The organism is Leptotrichia sp. oral taxon 215 str. W9775 (assembly GCF_000469505.1).
GTDB lineage: Bacteria > Fusobacteriota > Fusobacteriia > Fusobacteriales > Leptotrichiaceae > Leptotrichia_A.
In genome coordinates, this window is the sequence record NZ_KI272824.1 from 124,743 (window position 1) to 147,409 (window position 22,667).

A 22,667-nucleotide genomic window follows, 5' to 3' on the forward strand; every position below is an offset into this window, starting at 1 on the left:
TAAAAATATTAAAGGAGGCAGGAATGCTTAAAAAAAGAATTGCAATTTTGTTTTTACTGGTGTTTTCACTGGGATTTACAGCACAATACAGTACAACAAAAGGGAAAAATGTAAAAATGTCACAACAGGAAATGGATAAAAATGCAGCTGAAATAGTGGAACTTTTAAAATTTTTAGATATGGATGAAGTTAAGCAGTCTACAATAAGAGAAGTAAAAGAGGATATGAAAAGAAAAATGGGAGAAGGAGAAAACTACCTTCAAAGTCGTGTTCTGGAAATGATAAGGGATATAATGGGAATAATAATTGAAAATAGGGAAACAACAGTTACAAAAATAACTTTTTTATCAAATAAAGAAGCAGATGTGGAAATTGAAATAAAAACACCGGAAGTGTTAGATGAAGAAAGTGGTTTTTTTGAAAAAAATATAGGAAAAAGAGTTGATGAAGAGTATATAAAAAAGTATGGAGAAATGCCAGAGAGTTCAAAAGTAAAAAAATCTTCAAAAGCAGAACAGAAAAAAGTAATGGATAGACTAGATTCTGTTGCAAAAGAAGTAATAAAAAATAGTATAAGAAATAAAAAAGTTAGCTACCATATTTTAAATGGAAAGCTGAGAGTAGTAAAATCAAATGACGGATGGAAAGTTAGAGGATAAAAAACAAAGAAAGGAGCAAATATATCGTAAATTATTTATACGATATAATTTGGAAAGAAAAATGGAAAAAATTATAGGGATAAATCCAGTTCTGGAGATATTAAGATCAGATAAGACAGTAGAAAAGATAGAAGTGTATAAAGGGATAAAAAAAGACACAATAAAAGAAATTTTAAATTTAGCAAGTAAAAGAAACATAAAAATATTTTATACAGACAGAAGAACTGAAAACTCTCAAGGAGTAGTTGCATTAGTTTCAGAGTTTGACTATTATGTGGATTTAGCTGATTTTCTTGGGAAAATACTTTCAAAGGACAAGTCAATAGTAGTAATTTTAGATCAGATACAGGATCCAAGAAATTTTGGAGCAATAATAAGAAGTGCTGAATGTTTCGGGGCTGACGGAATTGTAATTCAGGACAGAAACAATGTAAAGGTTACTGAAACAGTTGTAAAATCATCAACTGGAGCAATAGAACATGTTGATATTGTAAAGGTTACAAATATTTCAGATACAATTGACAGATTTAAGAAATATGGATACAAAGTTTATGGAGCGGAAGCTGACGGGGAAAACTTCTATTATGAGGAAGATTATCCTGATAAAGTCTGCCTTGTTCTTGGAAGTGAAGGAAACGGAATGAGGAAGAAAGTTAAGGAACACTGTGACAAAATAGTAAAGATACACCTTAAAGGTCATATAAATTCTCTGAATGTATCAGTTGCTGGTGGAATAATATTGGCTGAAATGGCGAAGTAGTTTTTAAGAAAAAAAGAAAAATAATGGAAGGATATTCAAAGTTAATTTCAGAAAAAGATGGAGAATTTGAAATAGAAACGTTTAATAGTGTACTTGAGGAAACAGATAATCTTTATCAGACTTTATTGGTTTAGACGGAGGGGAATGATTTTGGAAGATAAGGACTTTTTTAATTATTGTAGGAATACATTAATAAAGATTTTTTTGTTGTGCCTGAATATAATAATGTAAAAATAAAAAAATTTAAAGAAATAAAATTAAAAGAAGTTAAAGTATATTTTGATACAGATAATTACAACGTACTTCAAATAACTTTTGATGTAAATAACTTAAAAAAATAGAAAATAGGGTTAATATTTTTCCTTATTTTAATGGTGAAATATGTAAATCAGTAGATTCAATAATTTTAGCACAAGAGAAAAAAGGGATTATCCGATTGAAGGAAATGTGTAGTAAAGCTAAGAATATAGGAGCAATGTTATCTAAAATTAGATTTTTTGAAAGTTAAAGAAGGAAAAAATAATATAATATAACAATCATTGAAAAATTAACCTTGAAATGTTATACTGTATAACAAATAAAGAGTTATTAAGATGTGTTAAATTAAAACTGTAAGTATATATGAGATGAAAGGAGAAAAGACTTTTATAGTCGTGAATACAAATGGTAAAAGAATATAAACCGGAACAGATTGAAAAAAAGTGGCAGGAAAAATGGCAGGAAAAGAATGTTTTTAAAAGTGAAAATAAAGTAGAGGGAAAACAGAACTACTATACTCTTGAAATGTTTGCTTATCCTTCTGGAAAGCTGCATGTGGGGCATTTAAGAAACTACGCCATAGGAGATGCCATTGCAAGATATAAGAAAATGAAAGGTTTTAATGTATTGCACCCATTCGGATGGGACAGTTTTGGACTTCCCGCTGAAAATGCGGCAATTGATAATGGGGCGCATCCTGGTCAGTGGACAAAAGCTAATATTGACAATATGAGAAGACAGCTTAAACTAATGGGGCTTTCATATGACTGGGACAGGGAAATAAGTACATACACTCCTGAATACTATAAATGGAATCAGCTGTTCTTCATAGAAATGTATAAAAAAGGACTTGTTTACAAAAAGAGATCTTATGTAAACTGGTGTCCTGACTGTAATACAGTTTTAGCAAATGAGCAGGTTGAAGATGGAAAATGCTGGAGACACAGTAAAACAGATGTAATACAGAAAGAACTTTCACAGTGGTATTTGAAAATAACTGACTATGCAGAAGAACTGCTTCAGGGACATGAAGAACTGAAGGGGCACTGGCCGGATAAAGTTCTTGCAATGCAGAAAAACTGGATTGGAAAGTCTACAGGAAGCGAAATAAATTTTGTACTTGATTACAAATTTGACAGTAACAGCCAGGATAAAGAAAGCAATCTGAACATAGGGAATAATGGAGAAATTATAATTCCTGTGTTTACAACAAGGGCAGATACCCTGTTTGGTGTAACTTATGCGGTAATTGCACCTGAACATCCGCTTGTTGAAGAGATTGTCTTAAAAGAAAATCCTTCATTAAAAGAAGCTGTTGATAAAATGATAAACGAGGATAAAATAAACCGTACAGCAGAAGACAAGGAAAAAGAAGGAATGTTTACAGGACTTTATGTTATAAACCCTGTAAATAATGAAAAAGTACCTTTATGGATAGGAAACTATGTACTAATGGATTATGGAACAGGGGCAGTTATGGCAGTTCCTGCACATGATGAAAGAGACTTTTTCTTTGCGAAGAAATATAACCTTCCTGTAAGAATAGTTATAAATCCTGTCGATAAGGACGGAAATCCTGAAAAAATAGTTGTTGAAGAAATGGAAGGGGCATACACTTTAAACGGAATTCTAGTTAATTCAGATGAATTTGATGGGACAAAAAATACAGAAGCAAAAATAAAAATAACTGAAAAACTTGAAAAAGAAGGAAAAGGAAAGAAAACTGTAAATTACAGACTTCACGACTGGCTAATAAGCAGACAGAGATACTGGGGAACTCCTATTCCTGTAATTTACGATGAAGATGGAAATATTCACTTGGAAGAAAAGGAAAACTTACCTGTAAAATTACCAACTGATATTGAATTTAACGGAAAAGGGAATCCGCTTGAAACTTCTGAGGAATTTAAAAATGTTACTCTGCCAAACGGTAAAAAAGGTAGAAGAGAAACTGATACAATGGATACTTTCGTTGATTCTTCATGGTACTATCTGAGATATCTGGATTCACATAATACTGAAAAACCTTTTGAAAAGGAAAATGCAGACAGCTGGACTCCTGTGGATCAATATATTGGTGGAATAGAACATGCGGTAATGCACCTTCTTTATGCGAGATTCTTCCATAAAGCATTGAGAGATATGGGACTTGTGGAAACAAATGAGCCGTTTAAGAGACTGCTTACACAGGGAATGGTTCTAGGGCCTTCATATTATTCACAGAATGAAAGAAAGTTCTATTTTCCTAAAGACGTTGAGATAAAGGACACAAAAGCATTCTCAAAAGCAACAGGAGAAGAACTTACTGTAAAAATTGAAAAAATGAGTAAGTCTAAAAATAATGGAGTAGATCCTGAAGAAATTGTAAAAGAATATGGAGCAGATCCTGCAAGAGTCTTTACATTATTTGCTGCACCGCCTGAAAAAGAACTTGAATGGAATGTAAACGGGCTGGCAGGAGCTTACAGATTTATAAACAGATTATTCCTGATTATATCAGATTCATTTGAATTTGCTGATAAGAATGCCGGAAAAGAAAATAATTATGGAATTGATTTAAGTAAAAGAAGTGAAAAAGATGAAGAAATACAGAAAAAATTACATCAGACAGTTAAGAAGGTTACTGAAAGCATAGAGGATGACTTCCACTTTAATACTGCCATTGCTGCTGTTATGGAACTGCTGAATGACATGACTACTTACAAGCAGGAAGTAATTGATAAAAATGATGTTTCTACAGAATCAAGAAAAATATGGAAGGAAGTACTGGACAAGGTTATACTTCTAATTACACCTTTCGCTCCTCATATTGCTGATGAACTGTGGGAAATTATAGGAAATACAACATTTACTTTTGAGGAGGAATGGCCTACTTTTGAAGAAGAACTGACAAAGGAACATAAAATGAACCTTGTTGTCCAGATAAATGGAAAAATCCGTGAAACAATACCGGCAAAAATAGGACTTCCAAAAGAAGAATATGAAAAACTGGCTTTTGATTCAGAAAAGATAAAAAAAGCTATCGAAGGAAAAGAAATTGTAAAAGTAATTGTTGTACCAAATAAATTGGTAAATATTGTAGTAAAAGGATAGAAAAAATAAAAAAGATCTTTTGAAAAATCAAGCAAGAGGTGATTAAAATGCCTAAAATTGCAGTAACAGGAGTAACGGGAAATTTAGGTGGAATAGTTTCAGGATTATGTAAAAAAAATGGAATTGAAGTGAGAAATCTGGCTAGAAATGTGGAAAAAGCAGAAAAACTTGGATTTTCTAATGTTTTTAAATCCAGTTATGATAAATCGGAAGATACTGTGAAATCATTAAAGGGAATAGAAGTACTTTTTATGGTTTCCGGCTCTGAAAATCCTAATCGTGTTCAGCAGCATAAAGATTTTATTGATGCAGCTAAGATAGCAGGAGTTTCCCACATTATTTATCTTTCATTTTATAATGCTTCAAAAAATTCCATATTTACATTGGGAAGAGATCACTATGCAACTGAAGAGTATATAAAAGAAAATGGATTTAAATATACATTTTTAAGGGATAATTTTTATGCAGATTTCTTTGTAGATTTGTGCAGGGAATATGGTGAAATAAAAGGACCTGCAGGAAATGGAAAAGTATCTGCCGTGGTACGATCAGATGTTTCAGAAGTTGTAGCTAAAATTTTGGAAAATCCAGGAAAATGGGAAAATCAGACTTTAAATATGACAGGACCTGAAGAATTATCAATGACTGAAATTGTAAAAGCTGTAAGTGAATATTTTGGAAAAGAAATTAAATATATTGAAGAAACAGTAGAGGAAGCTTATAAATCACGTAAAATCTGGAAAGCAGAGCAATGGGAATATAATTCGTGGGTTTCAACTTATATAGCAATTGCAGAAAATGAACAGTCAGGTATTTCCAATGATATCGAAAAGGTTCTGGGACGAAAAGCTACTTCACTGGTGGAGTATTTGGAAAAATAAACTAAAACAAGAATTTGGAAAAGAAATTAAATAATAAAAGGTCAGCCTTAAGGCTGGCTTTTTCTATTTATTAGGAAAATAGAAAAAGAAAAAGGGGGGTAACATTTTTTCAAATATCTTTGAAATGTTATTTAAATTGATTATTTTAATTTATTAAGGTATCATTATTATAGAAAGGTGAAGAATATGTTGAATTATAGGGAAACTGAGATATTAAATAATCTTATTAAAGGGAAAAAATATACTTTCAAATTAATATCTGAGAAATATAGTGTTTCAGATCGGGCCGCCAGATATTATATTAATAATATTGACAGCATTTTACGATTACTTGATTACAAAATTACCGAAAAGGATAAAAATAGTATTTCTCTTGACACTAATCAGGATTTCAAAAATCTGTTTGACATTTTGGAAAACATTCATAAATTATCAATAGAAGATCGAATAACAATTTTAAAGTTAATATTATTTTTTGATACAGAAGGGCTTAATATTACAAAAATATGTGATGAACTTGAAATCTCAAGAACAACTATAAAAAAAGATTTGAAGCAGATGTCGGAAAAATACAAAACCCAGGGAATCGAAGTAATTTATAAAAATAGTAAGGGATATCATATTAATGGTAACTTTCGGGAAATTCTCATAAAGAAAATTGAACTTTTAGAGAAGATATTTGATTTCCTTAATAATAAAAAAACTTCAAAAATAGTTAAAACACAGGTTCTTCGTTATTTCTTCAAATATATTAAACAAAAAAATATAGAAAATGCAAAAAAATTTATTGTAGAAATCGAAAAAGTAATGTTTTTAAATATAAATGAAGAAAGTTACAATAAAATATTTTCTTATGTTTTACTTCTATTAAATTCTGAAAAATTTCATGGAAATGAAAAGGATTTAACTGCAAAAAAATTTTTAATTCATACGGAAGAGTATCAAAAAATTGAAAAGATTTTACAAAAAATTCTGAATAAAAATGAAATAAAATCTGAAATGTTACTTGAAATTACTGACTTGATAATGGGAATAAATATAAACAGTTTAAAAAATAATTCATTTGAAGGTTGGATAAATGAGGAACTGATTATAAAAAAGATGATTTCTAGAGTGAGTAAAATTGTAAAAACAGACTTAACACGCGATGAAATACTTTATAATGGACTTTTATATCATATAAAGCCTGCAATGTACAGGATAAAAAATAATATTCAAATTACAAATTCAGTTTTTCAGGAACTGATTATAGAAAAAGATCCTATTTTAGATGTGGTAAATAAAGCTGTACAGGAAGTTGAAGAGCTTTTTGAAGTGAAGTTTCCTGAAGATGAGATTGCTCTTATGGGGTTTCATATAAAGGCTTCCATTGAGAGAAACACTTCTGAAAAAACTAAAAAGGTAATATTAATTTGTGGCTTAGGATATGGAAGTTCAAAAGTACTTGAGCACAGCTTGAAGGAAAACTATGACTTGGATATTGTAGATGTGTTACCATACTATCTAATAAAAACTTCAATGCCTAATTATGCAAATATTGATTTAATTTTATCTACTATTGATTTGGAAGAAAATTATGACATTCCCGTTGTAAAAATAAATCCGTTGCCTAAAGAGGAAGACTTTATTCTTTTATCAAAATATGGGATACGAAAAAATATAGCAAAAGTTTCTTTGAAGCAAATAATGGATATAATAGAAAATAATGTAACTATAAAGGATAAGGATAAACTTGTAAGTGAACTGAAAAATAAGCTGGAAAATAAAATAATTGATGATTTATCGGAAGTAGGAGTTGTTTTAAAGGAAATGCTTAATAGGAACAATGTCCAATTTGTAGATAAGGTTAAAGACTGGAAGGAAGCAATAGCTAAAGCTGGGGATATACTGGAGAAAAATAAAGTTATTAAGCATGATTATGTAGAGGAAATGATAAAATTAATTGAAAAACATGGAGCATATATCGTTATTGAGGAAGGAATGGCAATTCCACATGCACCTATTTCAGAAAACGTCCTAAAAGCAGGAATTTCATTACTAGTTGTAAAAGAAAAAGTGTTATTTCCAAATGGAAAAGGAGCAAATATATTCTTAAGTTTTGCAACTACTAATAATATAGAACATTTAGGTATTTTAAATGACTTGTTTGAATTAATTACAAAATATAATTTTATTGAAAAAATATCAAAAATAACAGATTATGAAGAATTGGAAGAATACTTCAGAAAGGAACTCGTATGTTAGAAAAAATACTTGAGGGTAATATACAAATAATGGATTCAGTGTCAGACTGGAAAGAAAGTATCAGAATTACAGGAAAGCCTTTACTGGAAAAAAATATAATAACTGAAAATTATATTAAAGCTATGATAGAAAGTATTGAAAAAATAGGCTTCTACGTTATTTTAAGAGAAAATTTGGCAATGCCGCATGCAAGACCTGAAGACGGGACATTGGGAACAGGAGTCAGCCTTTTGAAACTCAATGAACCTGTGTATTATGGGGATTCTAAAGTTCAGCTGATATTTGTTCTGGCAACTAAAGATGCAAATAGTCATTTGGAAACTCTTATGCAGTTAATGGAATTGTTTCAGGATGATGAAAGTATTGAAAAACTTATAAATTCAAAAGATTATGATGAAATATTGGAAATTATAAAAAAATATTAATTTTAAAAAATAAAAATAAATTATAAAAATTAGGAGGAGACAGTTATGAAAATTATGGCAGTTTGTGGATCAGGATTAGGGAGCAGCTTTATGGTGGAAATGAACATTAAGAAGGTTCTTAAGAAAATTGGTGTGGAAGCTGAAGTTGAACATTCTGACCTGGCATCAGCACTTCCTGGAGCGGCAGATGTATTCGTAATGGGAAAAGATATTGCAGAAAGTGCAACAGTTCCAGCTGATAAATTAATTGTTTTAGACAGCATTATAAGTATGCCTGAACTGGAAGAAAAATTAACAGAATATTTCAAAAAATAAAAATAAAATTTAAATAAAATTCAGGAGGTCAAAATGAAAAGTTTATTAACTCTTATAGTGGATATTTTAAAAGTTCCATCAATTTTAGTTGGATTAATAGCTATGATTGGGTTATTAGTTCAGAAAAAACCTGGTACAGATATAGTAAAAGGTACAATTAAAACAATTTTAGGATTTTTAGTACTAGGTGGAGGAGCAGGACTTGTTGTAAGTTCGTTGGCACCTATGGGTGGTATGTTTGAACAGGGATTTCATGTTCAAGGAATAGTGCCTAATAATGAAGCAATTGTTTCACTGGCATTAAAAGAATATGGAACAGTAACAGCACTGATAATGGCACTTGGAATGTTCTGGAATATTTTTATAGCAAGATTTACAAAGTTAAAATATATTTTCCTGACAGGACACCATACTCTATATATGGCATGTATGATTGGAATAATATTAAAAGTTGGGGGATTTGAAGGACCTTTATTAATAATCATCGGTTCATTGACATTAGGACTTGTAATGGCAATATTCCCTGCTTTGGCACAACCTTATGTTAGAAAAATTACTGGAAGTGACGATGTTGGATTTGGTCATTTCAGTACAATAGGATATGTTTTATCAGGATTTGTTGGGTCTTTAGTTGGAAAAGGTTCAAAATCAACTGAAGAAATGAAATTACCTAAAAACTTAAGTTTTTTAAGAGACAGCTCAATTTCAATTTCATTGACAATGATGATAATTTACTTAATATTGGCATTAGTTGCAGGAAAAGAATATGTTGAAACTGAATTAAGTGGTGGAGATAACTACTTAGTATTTGCAATTATTCAGGCTATAACATTTGCGGCAGGAGTTTATATTATCTTATCAGGAGTTAGACTTGTTCTTGCAGAAATAGTTCCAGCCTTTGTAGGATTCTCTGAAAAACTTGTACCAAATGCAAAACCTGCATTAGATTGCCCAATCGTATTCCCTTATGCGCCAAATGCTGTATTAATAGGATTCTTATGCAGCTTCTTAGGAGGAATTGTTGGATTATTTATGCTTGGTATGTTAAAATGGACACTTATTTTACCGGGAGTAGTACCTCACTTCTTCTGTGGAGCGACAGCAGGTGTATTTGGAAACGCTACTGGTGGAAGAAGAGGAGCTTCAATTGGAGCTTTTGCAAATGGGTTATTATTAACATTCCTACCTGTAATCCTATTACCGGTATTAGGAAATTTAGGATTTGCAAATACTACATTCTCTGATGCAGATTTCGTAACAGTTGGAATTGTATTAGGAAATATGGCAAAACACGTATCTCCAATGGTAGTTTCTGGAATAATTATTGGAATAACTGCTGTTTTAGTAGCATTTGGATTTGTACCTTCAAAAAAATCAGAATAAATCATTGTTAAAATTGAATAAAAGTTAACTATCATTTGGAAGGAGCCAAAAGTGAATAGTGATTATAATGAAAAAGTGAAAGAAATCAAAAAATTAGCCGCCAACATTAGAATAAATACATTGAAATCTCTTACTAATCTGGGATTTGGACATTATGGCGGAAGTTTATCAATTGTTGAAGTATTGGCAGTACTGTATGGTGGAATTATGAATATAGATTCTAAAAATCCACATTGGGAAGGCAGAGATTATTTTGTCCTGTCAAAAGGACATGCAGGGCCTGCATTATATGCAACTTTAGCATTAAAGGAATTCTTTCCACTTGAAGAAATTTATACATTAAATAAAAATGGAACAAATTTACCAAGTCATCCGGATAGACTCAGAACAAAAGGAGTTGACGCCACAACAGGATCTCTAGGACAAGGAATTTCAATTGCTGGAGGAATTGCAAAAGCATTGCAGATAGATAAGAAAAGTAATAGAGTGTTCTGTATTATAGGTGATGGAGAAATAAATGAAGGACAGTGCTGGGAAGCATTCCAGTTTATTGCTCATCATAACTTAAATAATTTAACTGTATTTTTAGACTACAATAAACAGCAATTAGATGGAACTTTAGAAGAAATAATAAAACCATTTTCTTTTGAAGAAAAAATGAAATCATTTGGTTTTGATGTGGTTACTGTAAAAGGAGATGACATACAGAAAATGTATGAAATTTTAAAAGAGCCACGTAAAAATGATGAAAAACCATTATTTGTAGTACTTGATACATTAAAAGGACAAGGCGTTGAATATATTGAAAAAATGGAAAATTCCCATCATTTAAGATTGACTGATGAGTTGAAACAGGAAATTGAAAAGGCGATAAAAGATTTGGAAAGCGAGGTGGAATAAATGTTAAATCTTTATAATGGAGCTCAAAAAAAAGATGAAATGGAAATGAGAAAAGTTTATTCTTCCAAACTTGCTGAATTAATGGAAAAACATATTGAAATTATAGCACTGGAAGCTGATCTGATGAATGCGATAACAACTAACAAGGTGCAGGATAAATATCCTGAAAGAGTTATAAACTGCGGTATAATGGAAGCCAATATGGTAGGTGTTGCGGCAGGAATGTCTATTGCCGGGAAATATCCGTTTGCACATACTTTTACAGCATTTGCAAGTAGAAGATGTTTTGATCAGCTGTTTATGTCAGGAGCATATCAAAAAAACAACATTAAAATAATTGCTTCTGATGCAGGAGTAACAGCTGTTCATAATGGAGGAACTCACATGTCCTTTGAAGATATGGGGATCATGAGGGGGCTTGCTGATACTGTTGTGATGGAAATGACAGATGCTGTAATGTTTGAAAATATTCTTGAACAGCTAGCTATAAAAGATGGTTTCTATTGGATTAGAACAATTAGAAAAAATGCAGTAACTATTTATGAGAAGGGTTCAACATTTGAAATAGGAAAAGGAAATGTATTAAAAGATGGTTCAGATATTACTTTAATTGCTAATGGAATTATGGTATCAGAAGCCTTGAAGGCAGCAGAAATTTTAGAAAAAGAAGGTAAAAGTGTTGCTGTAATTGATATGTTTACTTTAAATCCGATAGATAAGGAATTGATTGAAAAATATGCACAAAAAACAGGAAAAATAGTAACTTGTGAAAATCACAGTGTTCATAATGGATTGGGAAGTGCAGTTGCTGAAGTAATTGCAGAAACTGGAAATGCAAAATTAAGAAGAATCGGAATAAAAGAAAGATTTGGTCAAGTTGGGACATTGGAATTTTTAATGAATGAATATGAACTGACAGCAGAACATATTTATAAAGCGGCATTAGAGTTACTAAAGGATTAGGATGAAATTGTAAAAGAAAAATATCGATTTATTAAATGAAAGTTTATTAATAAATCGATATTTTTAAGTTTTTTTTGAGACAGCCCCTTTTCTATTTCTTAATAATTCCCGCATTTTTCAGATATTCTCTTGCAACATCTTCCGCTTTTTCACCTTTTACAGAAACACGGTAATTCATCGATGACATTTCCTCATCTGAAATTTTACCACTCAGTTTTTCCAAAATATTTTTCAATTCAGGATATTTTTTCAGAGTTTCTTCCCTCATCATTGGAGACCCTTGATACGGTGGAAATAGATGCTTGTCATCCTTCAATACAACCATATTATATTGAGCAAGTTCAGCATCAGTAGAATAAGCATCAATCAGATTAATATCGCCACTTTGAACAGCAACATAACGAAGTTTTGGCTCAAATTCCTTAATATCTGGAATTTCAAAATTATACAGTTTTTTCAATCCCAGGTATCCGTCTTCTCTGTCATTGAATTCCCTTGTAAATCCGGCCTTTATTTTATCCTTTACTCTTGCAAGATCAGAAATTGTCTTCAAGTTATTTTCTTCAGCAAATTTTTTACTTACTGCAATTGCATAAGTATTATTGTAGATCATAGGTTTTAGCATAATCATCTTAAATTTAGACTCCATGCCTTTTTGAGCTTGAGCAAAAACATCATCAGCATTGTTATTTACAGGAGTTTCATTCAGGAAGGTGAAAACTGCAGTTCCTGAAAATTCAGGATAAATATCAATATCGCCATTTTTTAAAGCATTGAATACAAATGAAGTTTTTCCAAGACCGGGTTTCAGTTCAACTTCTAAATTGCTATTTTCTTCAATTAATATTTTATACATATTTATCAGGATTTCAGGTTCTGAACCAAGTTTTCCTGAAATTATCAGTTTATCTTTTTTTGGAGTGTTAAAACTGCTTATTGATCCAAACAGACAAACAAATGTAATTAAAACTAGGAAAATCAGTATTTTTTTGATGCTCAGTTTTTCCAGCTGTTTAAAGAGAAAATCAAATAAAACTGCAAGTAAAGCGGCTGGAATTGCCCCCAATAAAATCAAATAGTTGTTATTTCTATCTAAACCAAGTAAAATCAGTTTTCCCAGCCCTCCAGCCCCAACAAGGGAAGCCAGTGTGGCAGTTCCAATAATTAAAACCGCAGCTGTTCTGACTCCTGTCATTATTACAGGCATTGCAAGGGGAAGCTGTACTTTTGTAAGTTGCTGAAATTTATTCATTCCTAAAGCTCTTGAAGTTACCATGTACATTGGATCAACCCCGGTAATACCGGTATAAGTGTTATGTAAAATTGGCAGCAGGGCATAAAGTATTAAAGCTATTATTGCAGGTTTTCTTCCAATTCCGACTAAAGGAATTAAAAGGGCTAAAATTGCCAGTGATGGTATAGTCTGAATAACACCGTTAATTGCAATAACAATATTTGCAAGCTTTTTATGATAGCTTAAATAAATCCCAAGGGGAATGGTGATAATTAAGGCAATTATTAGTGCAATAAAGGAAATTTGAATATGCTCTGCAATACCACTTAAAAGCTCATTTTTTCTTTCTAAAAACGTTAAAATTAATTTATTCATGGGCTTCACCCTCTTTATTTCTAATAGTTATAAATTTCTTTACAAAATCATTTTTAGGATTTGATATTATTTCCTGTTTTGTTCCAGTTTGAATTAATTCTCCGTCCTGAATAATACAAATTTTATCTCCTAATAAAAATGCCTCCTCAATATCATGAGTTACAAAAACGATTGTTTTATTAATCTGTTTCTGAAGTTTTTTCACATCTTCCTGCAAGCTTGCACGGGTAATGGGGTCTAACGCACTGAAAGGCTCATCCATAAGGATGATTTTCGGATCAGCTGCCAGAGCCCTTGCAATTCCAACTCTTTGTGCCTCACCACCAGATAATTCAGAAGGCTTTCTTTTTCGATATTTTTCAGGTTCAAGGCCAACCATATGTAAAAGTTCATCAATTCTTGCATTAATTTTTTCTTTTTTCCATTTTTTTAATTCAGGTACAATTGCAATATTTTCTTCAACATTCATGTGCGGGAACAGAGCAACCTGCTGCAAAGCATATCCAATATCCCAACGCATTTTATGAATATTGTACTCCTTCACATTCTTTCCATTAATTTTTACTTCGCCGGTTGTGTTGTCCTCCAGACGGTTTATCATTTTAAGAAGAGTGGTTTTTCCACTACCGGATGGTCCAATGAAAACTGTTATTTCAGATTCATTTATAGCTAAGTTTATATTTTTTAATCCTACATTTCCACATGGATAAGTCATTCCAACATTAATAAATTCTATCATTTATTTACCTCCAATTAGATACTGAATAATCTTTTACAATTTATTCAATTCTTTTTATTGTTTCTTACTAAATTCCTGTTCAGTCTTTTCAAGATTGTGCAGAACATTCTCTAAAGTTTTTTCAAAAGCCAATCTTTCATCTTCTGAAATACCTTCAAAAGAAATTTTAGTCATTTTTTCAGAAATCTCATCATATTCATTTTTTAAAGAATTTGCATGTTCTGTTAAAAAAAGTAAGCATTTCCGTTTATCCTTAGGACAGCCTTTCCGTATTAGTAAGTTTTTTTCTTCCATTCTTTCAAGCATTGTTGTAAGTGAACTCATAGCAAGTCCAGACCTTTTTGACAGCTCCTGGTTGCTAATTCCGTCATTTTCCCAAAGTACATGTAAAATTCGGCCTTGTTCCCCATTAAATGCCGTTATGTTTTTCTGTGCCAGAAGTTTATTTAAAAGTCTCGTATTTATTTGCTTTATCCTGCTTATATAAAATCCGGAATTTGATTTCATAGATTCTCTCCTTTACTAAGTTATTGCTATGTGACAGTATATTTTTAAAAATTTATTACTATATAGTATAAATATATTACCATATAGTAACAAAAAAGTCAATTAAATTTGTAGGTTAAAATTATAAAGTTGAAAAATACTAATAAAAAATGAAATTTATCAATAAATATGATAGAATAGTATAAAATATTTTAATTAAAACAGAATTTGAAGGGTAAAAATGGAAAATAAAAAAGTAGTAGTCGGAATGAGTGGTGGAATAGACAGTTCAGTAGCGGCGTTACTGTTGCAGCAGCAGGGATATGAAGTGATAGGAGTTACATTGAAACATCTTCCGGATGAACTATCGGAAAATCCAGGTAAGACATGCTGTTCGCTGGATGATATAAATGATGCAAGATATACATGCTATAATTTGGGTATTCCCCATTATGTCATAAATGTTGTAGATGAATTTAAAAAAGAAGTAATGGAATATTTTGTAAAAATGTATAATGAGGGAAAGACACCTTCCCCTTGTGTAATCTGTGATGAAAAGGTGAAAATAAAAAAACTTGTGGAATTTGCAGATAAAATGGGGATAAAGTATATTTCAACAGGTCATTACTCGAAAAAAAGTCTGAATGGACTTCTGATGTGGGATAAGGACAATAGGAAAGACCAGTCATACATGCTTTACAGGCTTGATAAGGATATTGTGGAGAGATTTATTTTTCCACTGTCAGAATATGAAAAACCCCAAGTCAGGGAAATAGCCCGGAAACATGGAATTCACACTCATAACAAGCCTGACAGCCAAGGAATCTGTTTTGCTCCAAATGGATATATTCCTTATCTGGAAAGGGTTCTTGGAGATGAAGTCAAGAGGGGAAATTTTGTGGATAGAGAAGGAAGTGTAATAGGTCAGCACATGGGATACCAGTTTTACACAATTGGTCAACGGCGTGGGCTGGGACTTAATTTAGGAAGACCTTTTTTCATTTCAGAAATCAGACCGGAAACAAATGAAATTGTTGTGGGAGATTTTGAAGAGCTGTTAATAGATGAAATTGAAGTTATTAATTACAAGCTCTATTATAAACCGGAAGAACTTCTGGATAAGGAAATTGTCGCAAGACCAAGATTTTCATCAAAAGGATTGAAGGGAAAATTAATTTTAAAGGATAACTCATTACATTTTAAATTTAATGAGAAGACACATGAAAACTCAGAAGGTCAGCATATTGTATTTTACTTGAATGATGAATTAATTGGTGGCGGAGAAATAAAAACAGAAAAATAAATTTTCATATTTAAAATTATAAGAAATTGGTAAATATATAAAATAAATAAATAATATATTCATTTTTAATTTTACTAATAAACGTGAAAGTGATAAAATATAAAAGTTGAAATCAAAAAATATAGGAAAGTATGGAGGTAAAGCAAATGGATTTTATGAAATATGCTTATTTTAAAAATGAGATTACTGAATTTGAAAAAGCTACAGTAAGTATAGCGACACATAGTCTTCAGTATGGAACAACATGTTTTGGAGGAGTAAGGGGATATTACAGAAATGGAAAGGTATCTATATTCAGGCTTGAAGATCATTATATCAGATTGATTAATGCTTCTAAAATGCTTGGATTTGAGTTTTACATAAGCTGGGATGAATTTAAAAATATTGTAACGGAACTTGTTAAAAAGAATGAAATTAAGGAAGATTTCTATATGAGACCTTTTATATTCTGCAGTGAGCCAAGAATATCACCTAAAAAGGCTGGACTTACTTTTGAACTGGCAATTTATATGCTGCCGCTTGCAGATTATGTAAGTACAGATAATGGTGGAATGAGATTTATGAGTTCCACTTACAGAAAATATAACGATGCCGCAATTCCTACAAAGGCAAAAGCAGGAGGATCTTATATTAACTCATTCCTTGCAACAAGTGATGCACAGAGAAATGGATATGATGAAGCCCTTATGTTTGATGATGCAGGAAATGTAGTAGAAGCTTCGGTTGCCAATCTGATTTTAATTTACAGGGATAAAATAATTATACCTGATACAGGTTCGGCGGCACTTGAAGGAATTACTGTAAGATCAATGCTGGAAATTCTTGAATATAACGGATATGATATCCAAAGGGGAAAAATTGACAGATCAATGGTATTTACAGCTGATGAGTTACTTGTAACAGGAACTGCAATGAAAATAGTTTATGCAGAATCACTGGATGGAAGACCAATAGGACAGCTTGATTATTCAGCGAAGGCATTACCTGGAAAATATTATAAATTACTGAAATCAGAATTTGAAAAAATAATTTCTGGAGAACATGAACTTTCTAAAAAATGGTTGTTTGAAATTAAGTAGAATAATGAAGTAAAAAAATACCAAAACTATATTGGATACATATTATAGAATAATATAAAGAAAAGGTGTAAAAATAAAGAAATATTAACCACGGGGAGAGTCAAAGAAAATTTTGAAAAAAAATTTAAAAAAAACATTTTTTTTTGAAAAAATGCTTGACATTAAAATAGGAATATGGTATAACTATGTTGTCTAAGAGAGACGCCCCATCTCTACATTTAGACTTCTTTCATACAAGAAACGAGCACACGGCTCGTTTTTTATTTTATGATAAAAATCAGGAAATCCAAATCGGAAAAACAATTTTAAATCAAATTGAAAAATTAAACTAATATCATTTAAACAATAGATTTACATTTGCTTTTAAATAAATTTCATTATATAATTGGTGTGGAAAAACAGTGAAAAAAGAACTAAAAAAATTTTAGATAACAAATTGATATAACTTAAGGAGAATATATGAAAACTGAAATAGCAGTCATAGGCGGAGGAGCATCAGGACTTATGGCGGCAATTACTGCAAAAAAATCAGGAAAAGAAGTAATAATACTGGAAAGAAAGGACAGAATTCTTAAAAAAGTCCTGATTACAGGAAATGGAAGATGTAATATAACAAATGTGAATGCTAATATATCCAATTATTTTGGGAAAAATATTTTTTCTGTGGAAAATATACTTAATAAATTTACTCCGCAGAATACGATGGATTTTTTTAATGGATTGGGAATTGTATGTAATGAGGAGAACAGGGGAAAAGTTTATCCATTAAGCGGACAGGCATCTTCAGTGGTGGATGCGTTAAGATTTGAAGCTGAAAAGCTTGGTATAAAAATTGAAACGGAATTTTATGTAAGAAAGATTGAAAAGGACGGATTTAAATTTAAGATTTATTCAGAAGATAAAAAAAAGATTGAAGCGGGGAGAGTTATTCTTGCGGCAGGAGGGCAGTCATATCCGGAACTTGGTTCAAATGGTTCAGGATTTGAACTGGCAAAGGAATTGGGACATAGTGTGACAAAACTCAGTCCGTCTATTGTGCAGCTGAAAACGGAAAAGCATCAGGTGAAGGGGCTTCAGGGAATAAAAACAGATGCAGCAGTTACAGCTTATGGAGATAATAAAAAAATATGTACATATGACGGGGAACTTCTTTTTACTGACTATGGTATTTCAGGAAATGTAGTGTTTAATATTTCATTTGTCATGCCTTTATATAAGAATGTTGAATTTGAAATTGATTTTATGGAAAAATTTGACTATAATGAATTGTATGAAATGCTGAAAGAAAGAAAAAGAATATTATCGCATCTGACAATGGAAAATTATTTCAATGGAATGATAAATAAGAAATTAGGTCAGTTTCTTTCAAAAGTATCAGGAATTGAAAAACTTTCAAAACCTGTAAAAGATCTGAATGACAGTGATATAAGGAAGCTCTGTACAGTGTTAAAGAAATATAGGGTAAAAATACTGGAAACAACAGGATTTAAAAATGCACAGGTAACAGCGGGTGGAGTTTCACTTGATGAAGTAAATACAGAAACTCTGGAGTCGAAAATCGTAAAAGGGCTGTACTTTTCCGGTGAAGTGCTGGATGTTTATGGAGAATGTGGAGGATTTAACTTGCAGTGGGCATGGGCTTCAGGGTATATTGCCGGAGAAAATGCGGCAAAATAAATTAAGAATCAAGAGGGAAATATGTTAAGAATAAATAATATAAAAATGCCAATAAAGCATAATGAGAATGATTTGAAAAAATCAGTAATGAAAATGCTGGGTATAAATGAAGAACAGTTGAAAAGCTTTGAGATAACAGGGCAGGCAATAGATGCCAGAAATAAAAACAACATAATATACGTTTATGCAGTGGATATTCAACTGGATGATGAAGAAAAATATAGAGATATTCCTAATGTAAGGGAAATAGAAAAAGCAGAGTACACTGTTGAAAAAATGGAACTTGGAAACAGAAAACGTCCAGTAATAGTGGGAAGTGGGCCTTCAGGACTGTTTGCGGCGCTTGTACTTGCTGAAGCAGGATTGAAGCCTATTATTCTTGAACAGGGAAAAAATGTGGATGAGAGACAGAAGGATGTATATAATTTTTTTAAGGATGGAAAATTTAATAAATATTCCAATGTGCAGTTTGGAGAAGGTGGAGCGGGAACTTTTTCTGACGGTAAACTGACAACAAATACAAATAATTTCCGTATGCAGAAAATATATTCAGAACTTATACTGGCGGGAGCTGAAAAAAGAATAGCCTATATGTCAAAGCCTCATGTGGGAACTGATAAGTTAATCGGAATAATGAAAAATATAAGAAAAAAAATTGAAAGTCTTGGTGGAGAATATAGATTCCAGAATAAACTTGTTTCGATGGAATACGAAAATAATAAGATTTCAAAGGCAATAGTGGAAATTGTATCTGATTTTGATTCTGACAGGGAAAAAGAAACATATGAAATAGATACGGATGTTATTGTACTTGCAATAGGTCATAGTTCAAGAGATACTTTTTATATGCTAAATGATAAAAATGTAAAAATGGAAAGAAAAACTTTTTCAGTAGGTGTAAGGATAGAGCATAAACAGTCGATGATAAACCGTTCACAGTATGGGAAATTTGCTGATAGACTTCCTGCCGCTGAATATAAGCTCAATGCAAAGTCAAAAAATGGAAGAGGAGTCTATACATTCTGTATGTGTCCGGGAGGAGTTGTTGTTCCTGCGGCGAGTGAAGAAGGAAGACTTGTTGTAAATGGAATGAGTTATTCAGGGAGAAATCTTGAGAATGCCAATTCCGCTATTTTAGTAAATGTATATCCGGAGGACTTTGGAGAAGGTGGAGTTCTTGCAGGAGTTGAGTTTCAGAGAAAACTGGAGGAAAAGGCCTTTGAATTAGGTGGAAGTGATTATAAGGCTCCGGTTCAGCTGTTTGGAGATTTTGTGAAAAATGTAAAATCTGAAAAACTTGGAAAAGTAACTCCAAGCTATGCAAAAGGATACAGATTTGCCAACCTGAATGAATGCTTTCCGGAATATATAAACGAATCATTGAAGGAAGGGATTCAGCTAATGGACAGAAAAATAAAGGGATTTGCAAGTTATGATGCCGTACTGTCTGCAGTGGAAAGCAGGAGTTCTTCACCTGTAAAAATTCCTAGAAATGAAAAGTGTTTTTCAAATATTGAAGGACTTATTCCATGCGGTGAAGGGGCAGGATATGCAGGTGGGATAATGTCTGCAGCAGTAGATGGTGTAAGGTGTGCAGAATTTGTTATGGAGTATTATAAGGGATTATAACTTAAAATACGAGCAGCCTTATTAGAATTTTTCTTGTCAAAAATAAGTAAATTCAACGTTGTAAAATATTAAAATAAGGAGTATAATAAAAAGAAGAAAATATAAATCCAACAGAGATATTTAATATAAAATAATTGATACAATTATTATATTAATATAAAAACACAGATGAAAGGAGAGTATGAGAAATCATACGTGGTGGAAAAATGGAAAAAAGAACTGAAAAATTAACAAAATTGTTAGATGAATTGAATTTGGATGCAATATTTATTACAGATTTATATAATCTGAGATATTTTGCAGGATTTACAGGGACTACAGGAGTAGGACTTGCTACAAGAAAAGGAAACTTTTTCTATTCTGATTTCAGATATAGAAGTCAGGGGGAAGCTCAAGTTACTAAAATGGGATTTGAATTTGTGGAAGTTTCAAGAGGTTCATTAAAATTTGTAGGTGAGCATGCTGAAAAACTTGGATTGAAAAAAATCGGATTTGAAGATCATAATGTAACATTTTCACTGTATCAGACTTTGAAGGAACAATTTAAAGCAGAACTGGTTCCAATAGGAGATAAAATAACATATGTAAGAATGATAAAATCTGACGAAGAAATTGGATTTATAAAAAAAGCTATTGAAATAAGTGACGTTGCATTTAGTGAAGCATTGAAAATAATAAAAGAAGGTGTATCTGAAAAGGAAATAGCTGGATACATGGAATATATCCAAAGAAAATTAGGAGCTGAAGACAGATCATTTGAAACTATTCTGGCAAGTGGAGTGAGATCTGCAATGCCTCATGGAGTTGCTTCTGATAAAAAAATTCAGAAGGAAGAATTTATTACAATGGATTTTGGAGCATACTACAACGGATATGTATCAGATATGACAAGAACAGTTTACTATGGAAACAACATTACTGAAAAACATAAAGAAATATATAACCTTGTACTTGAAGCTCAGATTTTAGGAGTAAATTCAATAAAAGAAGGTGTAATGTCTGATGAAGTTGATAAAATTGTAAGAAACTTCCTGACTGAAAAAGGTTACGGAAAAGAATTTGGACATGGTCTTGGACATGGAATAGGGCTTGAAATCCATGAATTACCATACTTATCTTCAGTTACTCAAATAGAATTGAAGGAAAATATGGTTGTTACTTCAGAACCTGGACTTTATTTTGACGGATGGGGTGGAGTAAGAATTGAAGATGATGTAGTAGTTAAAAAAGATGGAAGAGAAGTTCTGAATAAAAGTAACAAGGAATTAATAATAATAGAAGCAAAATAATAGAAATGAAATGGAGCTGAGATTACTTTGTTGATGCTCCATTTTTCAAAATAAGGCAAGGGGAAATTTGAAATGCAGAAATCATTAATAAAAGATAACACTAAAAAAGATGTTCCTTTAATTTTGTGTATAATATATTTTTCTTATCTTATATTTAAAATATTTATTCAAAAAGAAATAACAGGAACAGATAACAGTATATTAAAAACAATGTATTTTTTCAGAATGGATAAGTTATTATTTTGTGTTCCAATTCTTTATTATTTCATTAAAACTAATAAAGAAAAGAAATACTTTAAAGTAAATAAAAAATTGAATATAACAGATATCGTTACATATTTTGCATTAAGTTATGGGATAAATATTTTTTTGAATCTTATATCATCGGCAATCAATATTGAGGGACAGAAATTTATAGTGCAGAGACCTATATATACAGATATAATTTATGCAATATGTATAGCACCTGTTTTGGAAGAAATTGTATTTCGTGGTGTTCTGATGACATATTTGAAAAAATATGGAATTCAAACAGCAATAATTGTAAGTTCATTATTTTTTGGAATATCTCATTACAATATATACATGATTATTCCAGCATTTTTTATAGGTATTGTATTAGCGTATGTTTCATATAAATATTCTATAAAATATTCTATTTTATTGCATATATTGTTGAATATAGTTGCCAATATGTCTAAAATTGTATTTGTATTAAAGGGGCCAAAGGAAATATTTCCTCTTTTAGGGATAATTTTCATATCATTATTTGTATTATGTCTAATTTTCTTTATAATTGGGCTGAAAAGGAAAAATTATCAGGATGTATTTTTAGCTTTTAAATTAAATAATGAAGATAGGAAAAATATGGTCATCTTTTTAAAAAATAACATATTATATATAGTGATAATATTTGGTATTGTAATTACCAGTTTATTATTTAATTATAAATTATTTTAAAACATATTCTCAAAA

Annotated in this window: 19 protein-coding genes; 16 read left to right on the top strand and 3 right to left on the bottom strand. The window is 31.2% G+C overall.

The features are described 5' to 3' along the window. Nucleotides 1–23: 23 nt before the first annotated feature. From HMPREF1984_RS00830 to HMPREF1984_RS00875, 10 genes are all read left to right on the top strand, one after another. On the top strand, nucleotides 24–659 hold the full coding sequence (locus HMPREF1984_RS00830; protein ID WP_021765964.1) for a hypothetical protein: 636 nt from the start codon (nucleotides 24–26) through the stop codon (nucleotides 657–659). 61 nt (nucleotides 660–720) lie between these two features. Continuing rightward, nucleotides 721–1,419, top strand: coding sequence for a 23S rRNA (guanosine(2251)-2'-O)-methyltransferase RlmB (gene rlmB / locus HMPREF1984_RS00835; protein WP_036099250.1), 699 nt, complete (start codon nucleotides 721–723; stop codon nucleotides 1,417–1,419). A gap of 663 nt (nucleotides 1,420–2,082) precedes the next feature. Then, a complete protein-coding gene (leuS, locus tag HMPREF1984_RS00840) occupies nucleotides 2,083–4,770 on the top strand; it encodes a leucine--tRNA ligase (protein WP_021765967.1) in 2,688 nt (895 codons plus the stop codon). 47 nt (nucleotides 4,771–4,817) lie between these two features. Then, nucleotides 4,818–5,651, top strand: coding sequence for an SDR family oxidoreductase (locus HMPREF1984_RS00845; RefSeq protein ID WP_021765968.1), 834 nt, complete (start codon nucleotides 4,818–4,820; stop codon nucleotides 5,649–5,651). Nucleotides 5,652–5,837: 186 nt separating this feature from the next. Then, nucleotides 5,838–7,895 carry a PTS sugar transporter subunit IIA gene (locus HMPREF1984_RS00850; protein WP_021765969.1) on the top strand — a complete coding sequence of 686 codons (2,058 nt, stop codon included), beginning with the start codon at nucleotides 5,838–5,840 and terminating at the stop codon, nucleotides 7,893–7,895. Further along, entirely contained in the window at nucleotides 7,889–8,320 is a 432-nt protein-coding gene (locus tag HMPREF1984_RS00855) for a PTS sugar transporter subunit IIA (RefSeq protein ID WP_021765970.1), read from the top strand. Before HMPREF1984_RS00850 ends, HMPREF1984_RS00855 begins: the two co-directional genes overlap by 7 nt. 45 nt (nucleotides 8,321–8,365) lie before the next feature. After that, nucleotides 8,366–8,635, top strand: a complete 270-nt coding sequence (locus HMPREF1984_RS00860; protein WP_021765971.1) for a PTS sugar transporter subunit IIB — start codon at nucleotides 8,366–8,368, stop codon at nucleotides 8,633–8,635. A gap of 33 nt (nucleotides 8,636–8,668) precedes the next feature. Beyond that, nucleotides 8,669–10,018 carry a PTS ascorbate transporter subunit IIC gene (locus HMPREF1984_RS00865; protein ID WP_021765972.1) on the top strand — a complete coding sequence of 450 codons (1,350 nt, stop codon included), beginning with the start codon at nucleotides 8,669–8,671 and terminating at the stop codon, nucleotides 10,016–10,018. Between the two features lie 51 nt (nucleotides 10,019–10,069). Beyond that, nucleotides 10,070–10,918, top strand: coding sequence for a transketolase (locus HMPREF1984_RS00870; protein ID WP_021765973.1), 849 nt, complete (start codon nucleotides 10,070–10,072; stop codon nucleotides 10,916–10,918). Continuing rightward, nucleotides 10,919–11,881 (top strand): transketolase family protein, encoded by a 963-nt coding sequence (locus tag HMPREF1984_RS00875; protein ID WP_021765974.1) that lies wholly within the window; start codon nucleotides 10,919–10,921, stop codon nucleotides 11,879–11,881. 91 nt (nucleotides 11,882–11,972) lie between these two features. Here the strand turns inward: HMPREF1984_RS00875 and HMPREF1984_RS00880 are convergent, their stop codons facing one another. The 3 genes from HMPREF1984_RS00880 to HMPREF1984_RS00890 are packed head-to-tail and all read right to left on the bottom strand — an operon-like array spanning nucleotide 11,973 to nucleotide 14,736. Next, entirely contained in the window at nucleotides 11,973–13,490 is a 1,518-nt protein-coding gene (locus HMPREF1984_RS00880) for an ABC transporter permease/substrate-binding protein (RefSeq protein WP_021765975.1), read from the bottom strand. After that, nucleotides 13,483–14,229 (bottom strand): ABC transporter ATP-binding protein, encoded by a 747-nt coding sequence (locus HMPREF1984_RS00885; protein WP_021765976.1) that lies wholly within the window; start codon nucleotides 14,227–14,229, stop codon nucleotides 13,483–13,485. The genes HMPREF1984_RS00880 and HMPREF1984_RS00885 overlap by 8 nt, the downstream gene beginning before the upstream one ends. A 54-nt stretch (nucleotides 14,230–14,283) precedes the next feature. Further along, nucleotides 14,284–14,736 (bottom strand): MarR family transcriptional regulator, encoded by a 453-nt coding sequence (locus tag HMPREF1984_RS00890; protein ID WP_021765977.1) that lies wholly within the window; start codon nucleotides 14,734–14,736, stop codon nucleotides 14,284–14,286. 220 nt (nucleotides 14,737–14,956) lie between these two features. Between HMPREF1984_RS00890 and mnmA the strand changes: the two genes are divergently transcribed. From mnmA to HMPREF1984_RS00920, 6 genes are all read left to right on the top strand, one after another. Next, on the top strand, nucleotides 14,957–16,018 hold the full coding sequence (gene mnmA / locus HMPREF1984_RS00895) for a tRNA 2-thiouridine(34) synthase MnmA (protein WP_021765978.1): 1,062 nt from the start codon (nucleotides 14,957–14,959) through the stop codon (nucleotides 16,016–16,018). A 146-nt stretch (nucleotides 16,019–16,164) separates the two neighbouring features. Further along, a complete protein-coding gene (locus tag HMPREF1984_RS00900) occupies nucleotides 16,165–17,097 on the top strand; it encodes an aminotransferase class IV (RefSeq protein ID WP_156894223.1) in 933 nt (310 codons plus the stop codon). A 459-nt stretch (nucleotides 17,098–17,556) separates the two neighbouring features. Further along, complete coding sequence (locus HMPREF1984_RS00905; RefSeq protein WP_021765980.1) at nucleotides 17,557–18,774, top strand: NAD(P)/FAD-dependent oxidoreductase; 1,218 nt, start codon at nucleotides 17,557–17,559, stop codon at nucleotides 18,772–18,774. Nucleotides 18,775–18,795: 21 nt separating this feature from the next. Continuing rightward, on the top strand, nucleotides 18,796–20,403 hold the full coding sequence (locus HMPREF1984_RS00910; protein WP_021765981.1) for an NAD(P)/FAD-dependent oxidoreductase: 1,608 nt from the start codon (nucleotides 18,796–18,798) through the stop codon (nucleotides 20,401–20,403). A 206-nt stretch (nucleotides 20,404–20,609) separates the two neighbouring features. Further along, nucleotides 20,610–21,692: a Xaa-Pro peptidase family protein gene (locus HMPREF1984_RS00915; RefSeq protein ID WP_021765982.1), complete on the top strand. Its 1,083-nt coding sequence runs from the start codon at nucleotides 20,610–20,612 to the stop codon at nucleotides 21,690–21,692. Nucleotides 21,693–21,764: 72 nt separating this feature from the next. Next, nucleotides 21,765–22,652: a CPBP family intramembrane glutamic endopeptidase gene (locus HMPREF1984_RS00920; protein WP_021765983.1), complete on the top strand. Its 888-nt coding sequence runs from the start codon at nucleotides 21,765–21,767 to the stop codon at nucleotides 22,650–22,652. Nucleotides 22,653–22,667: the final 15 nt, after the last annotated feature.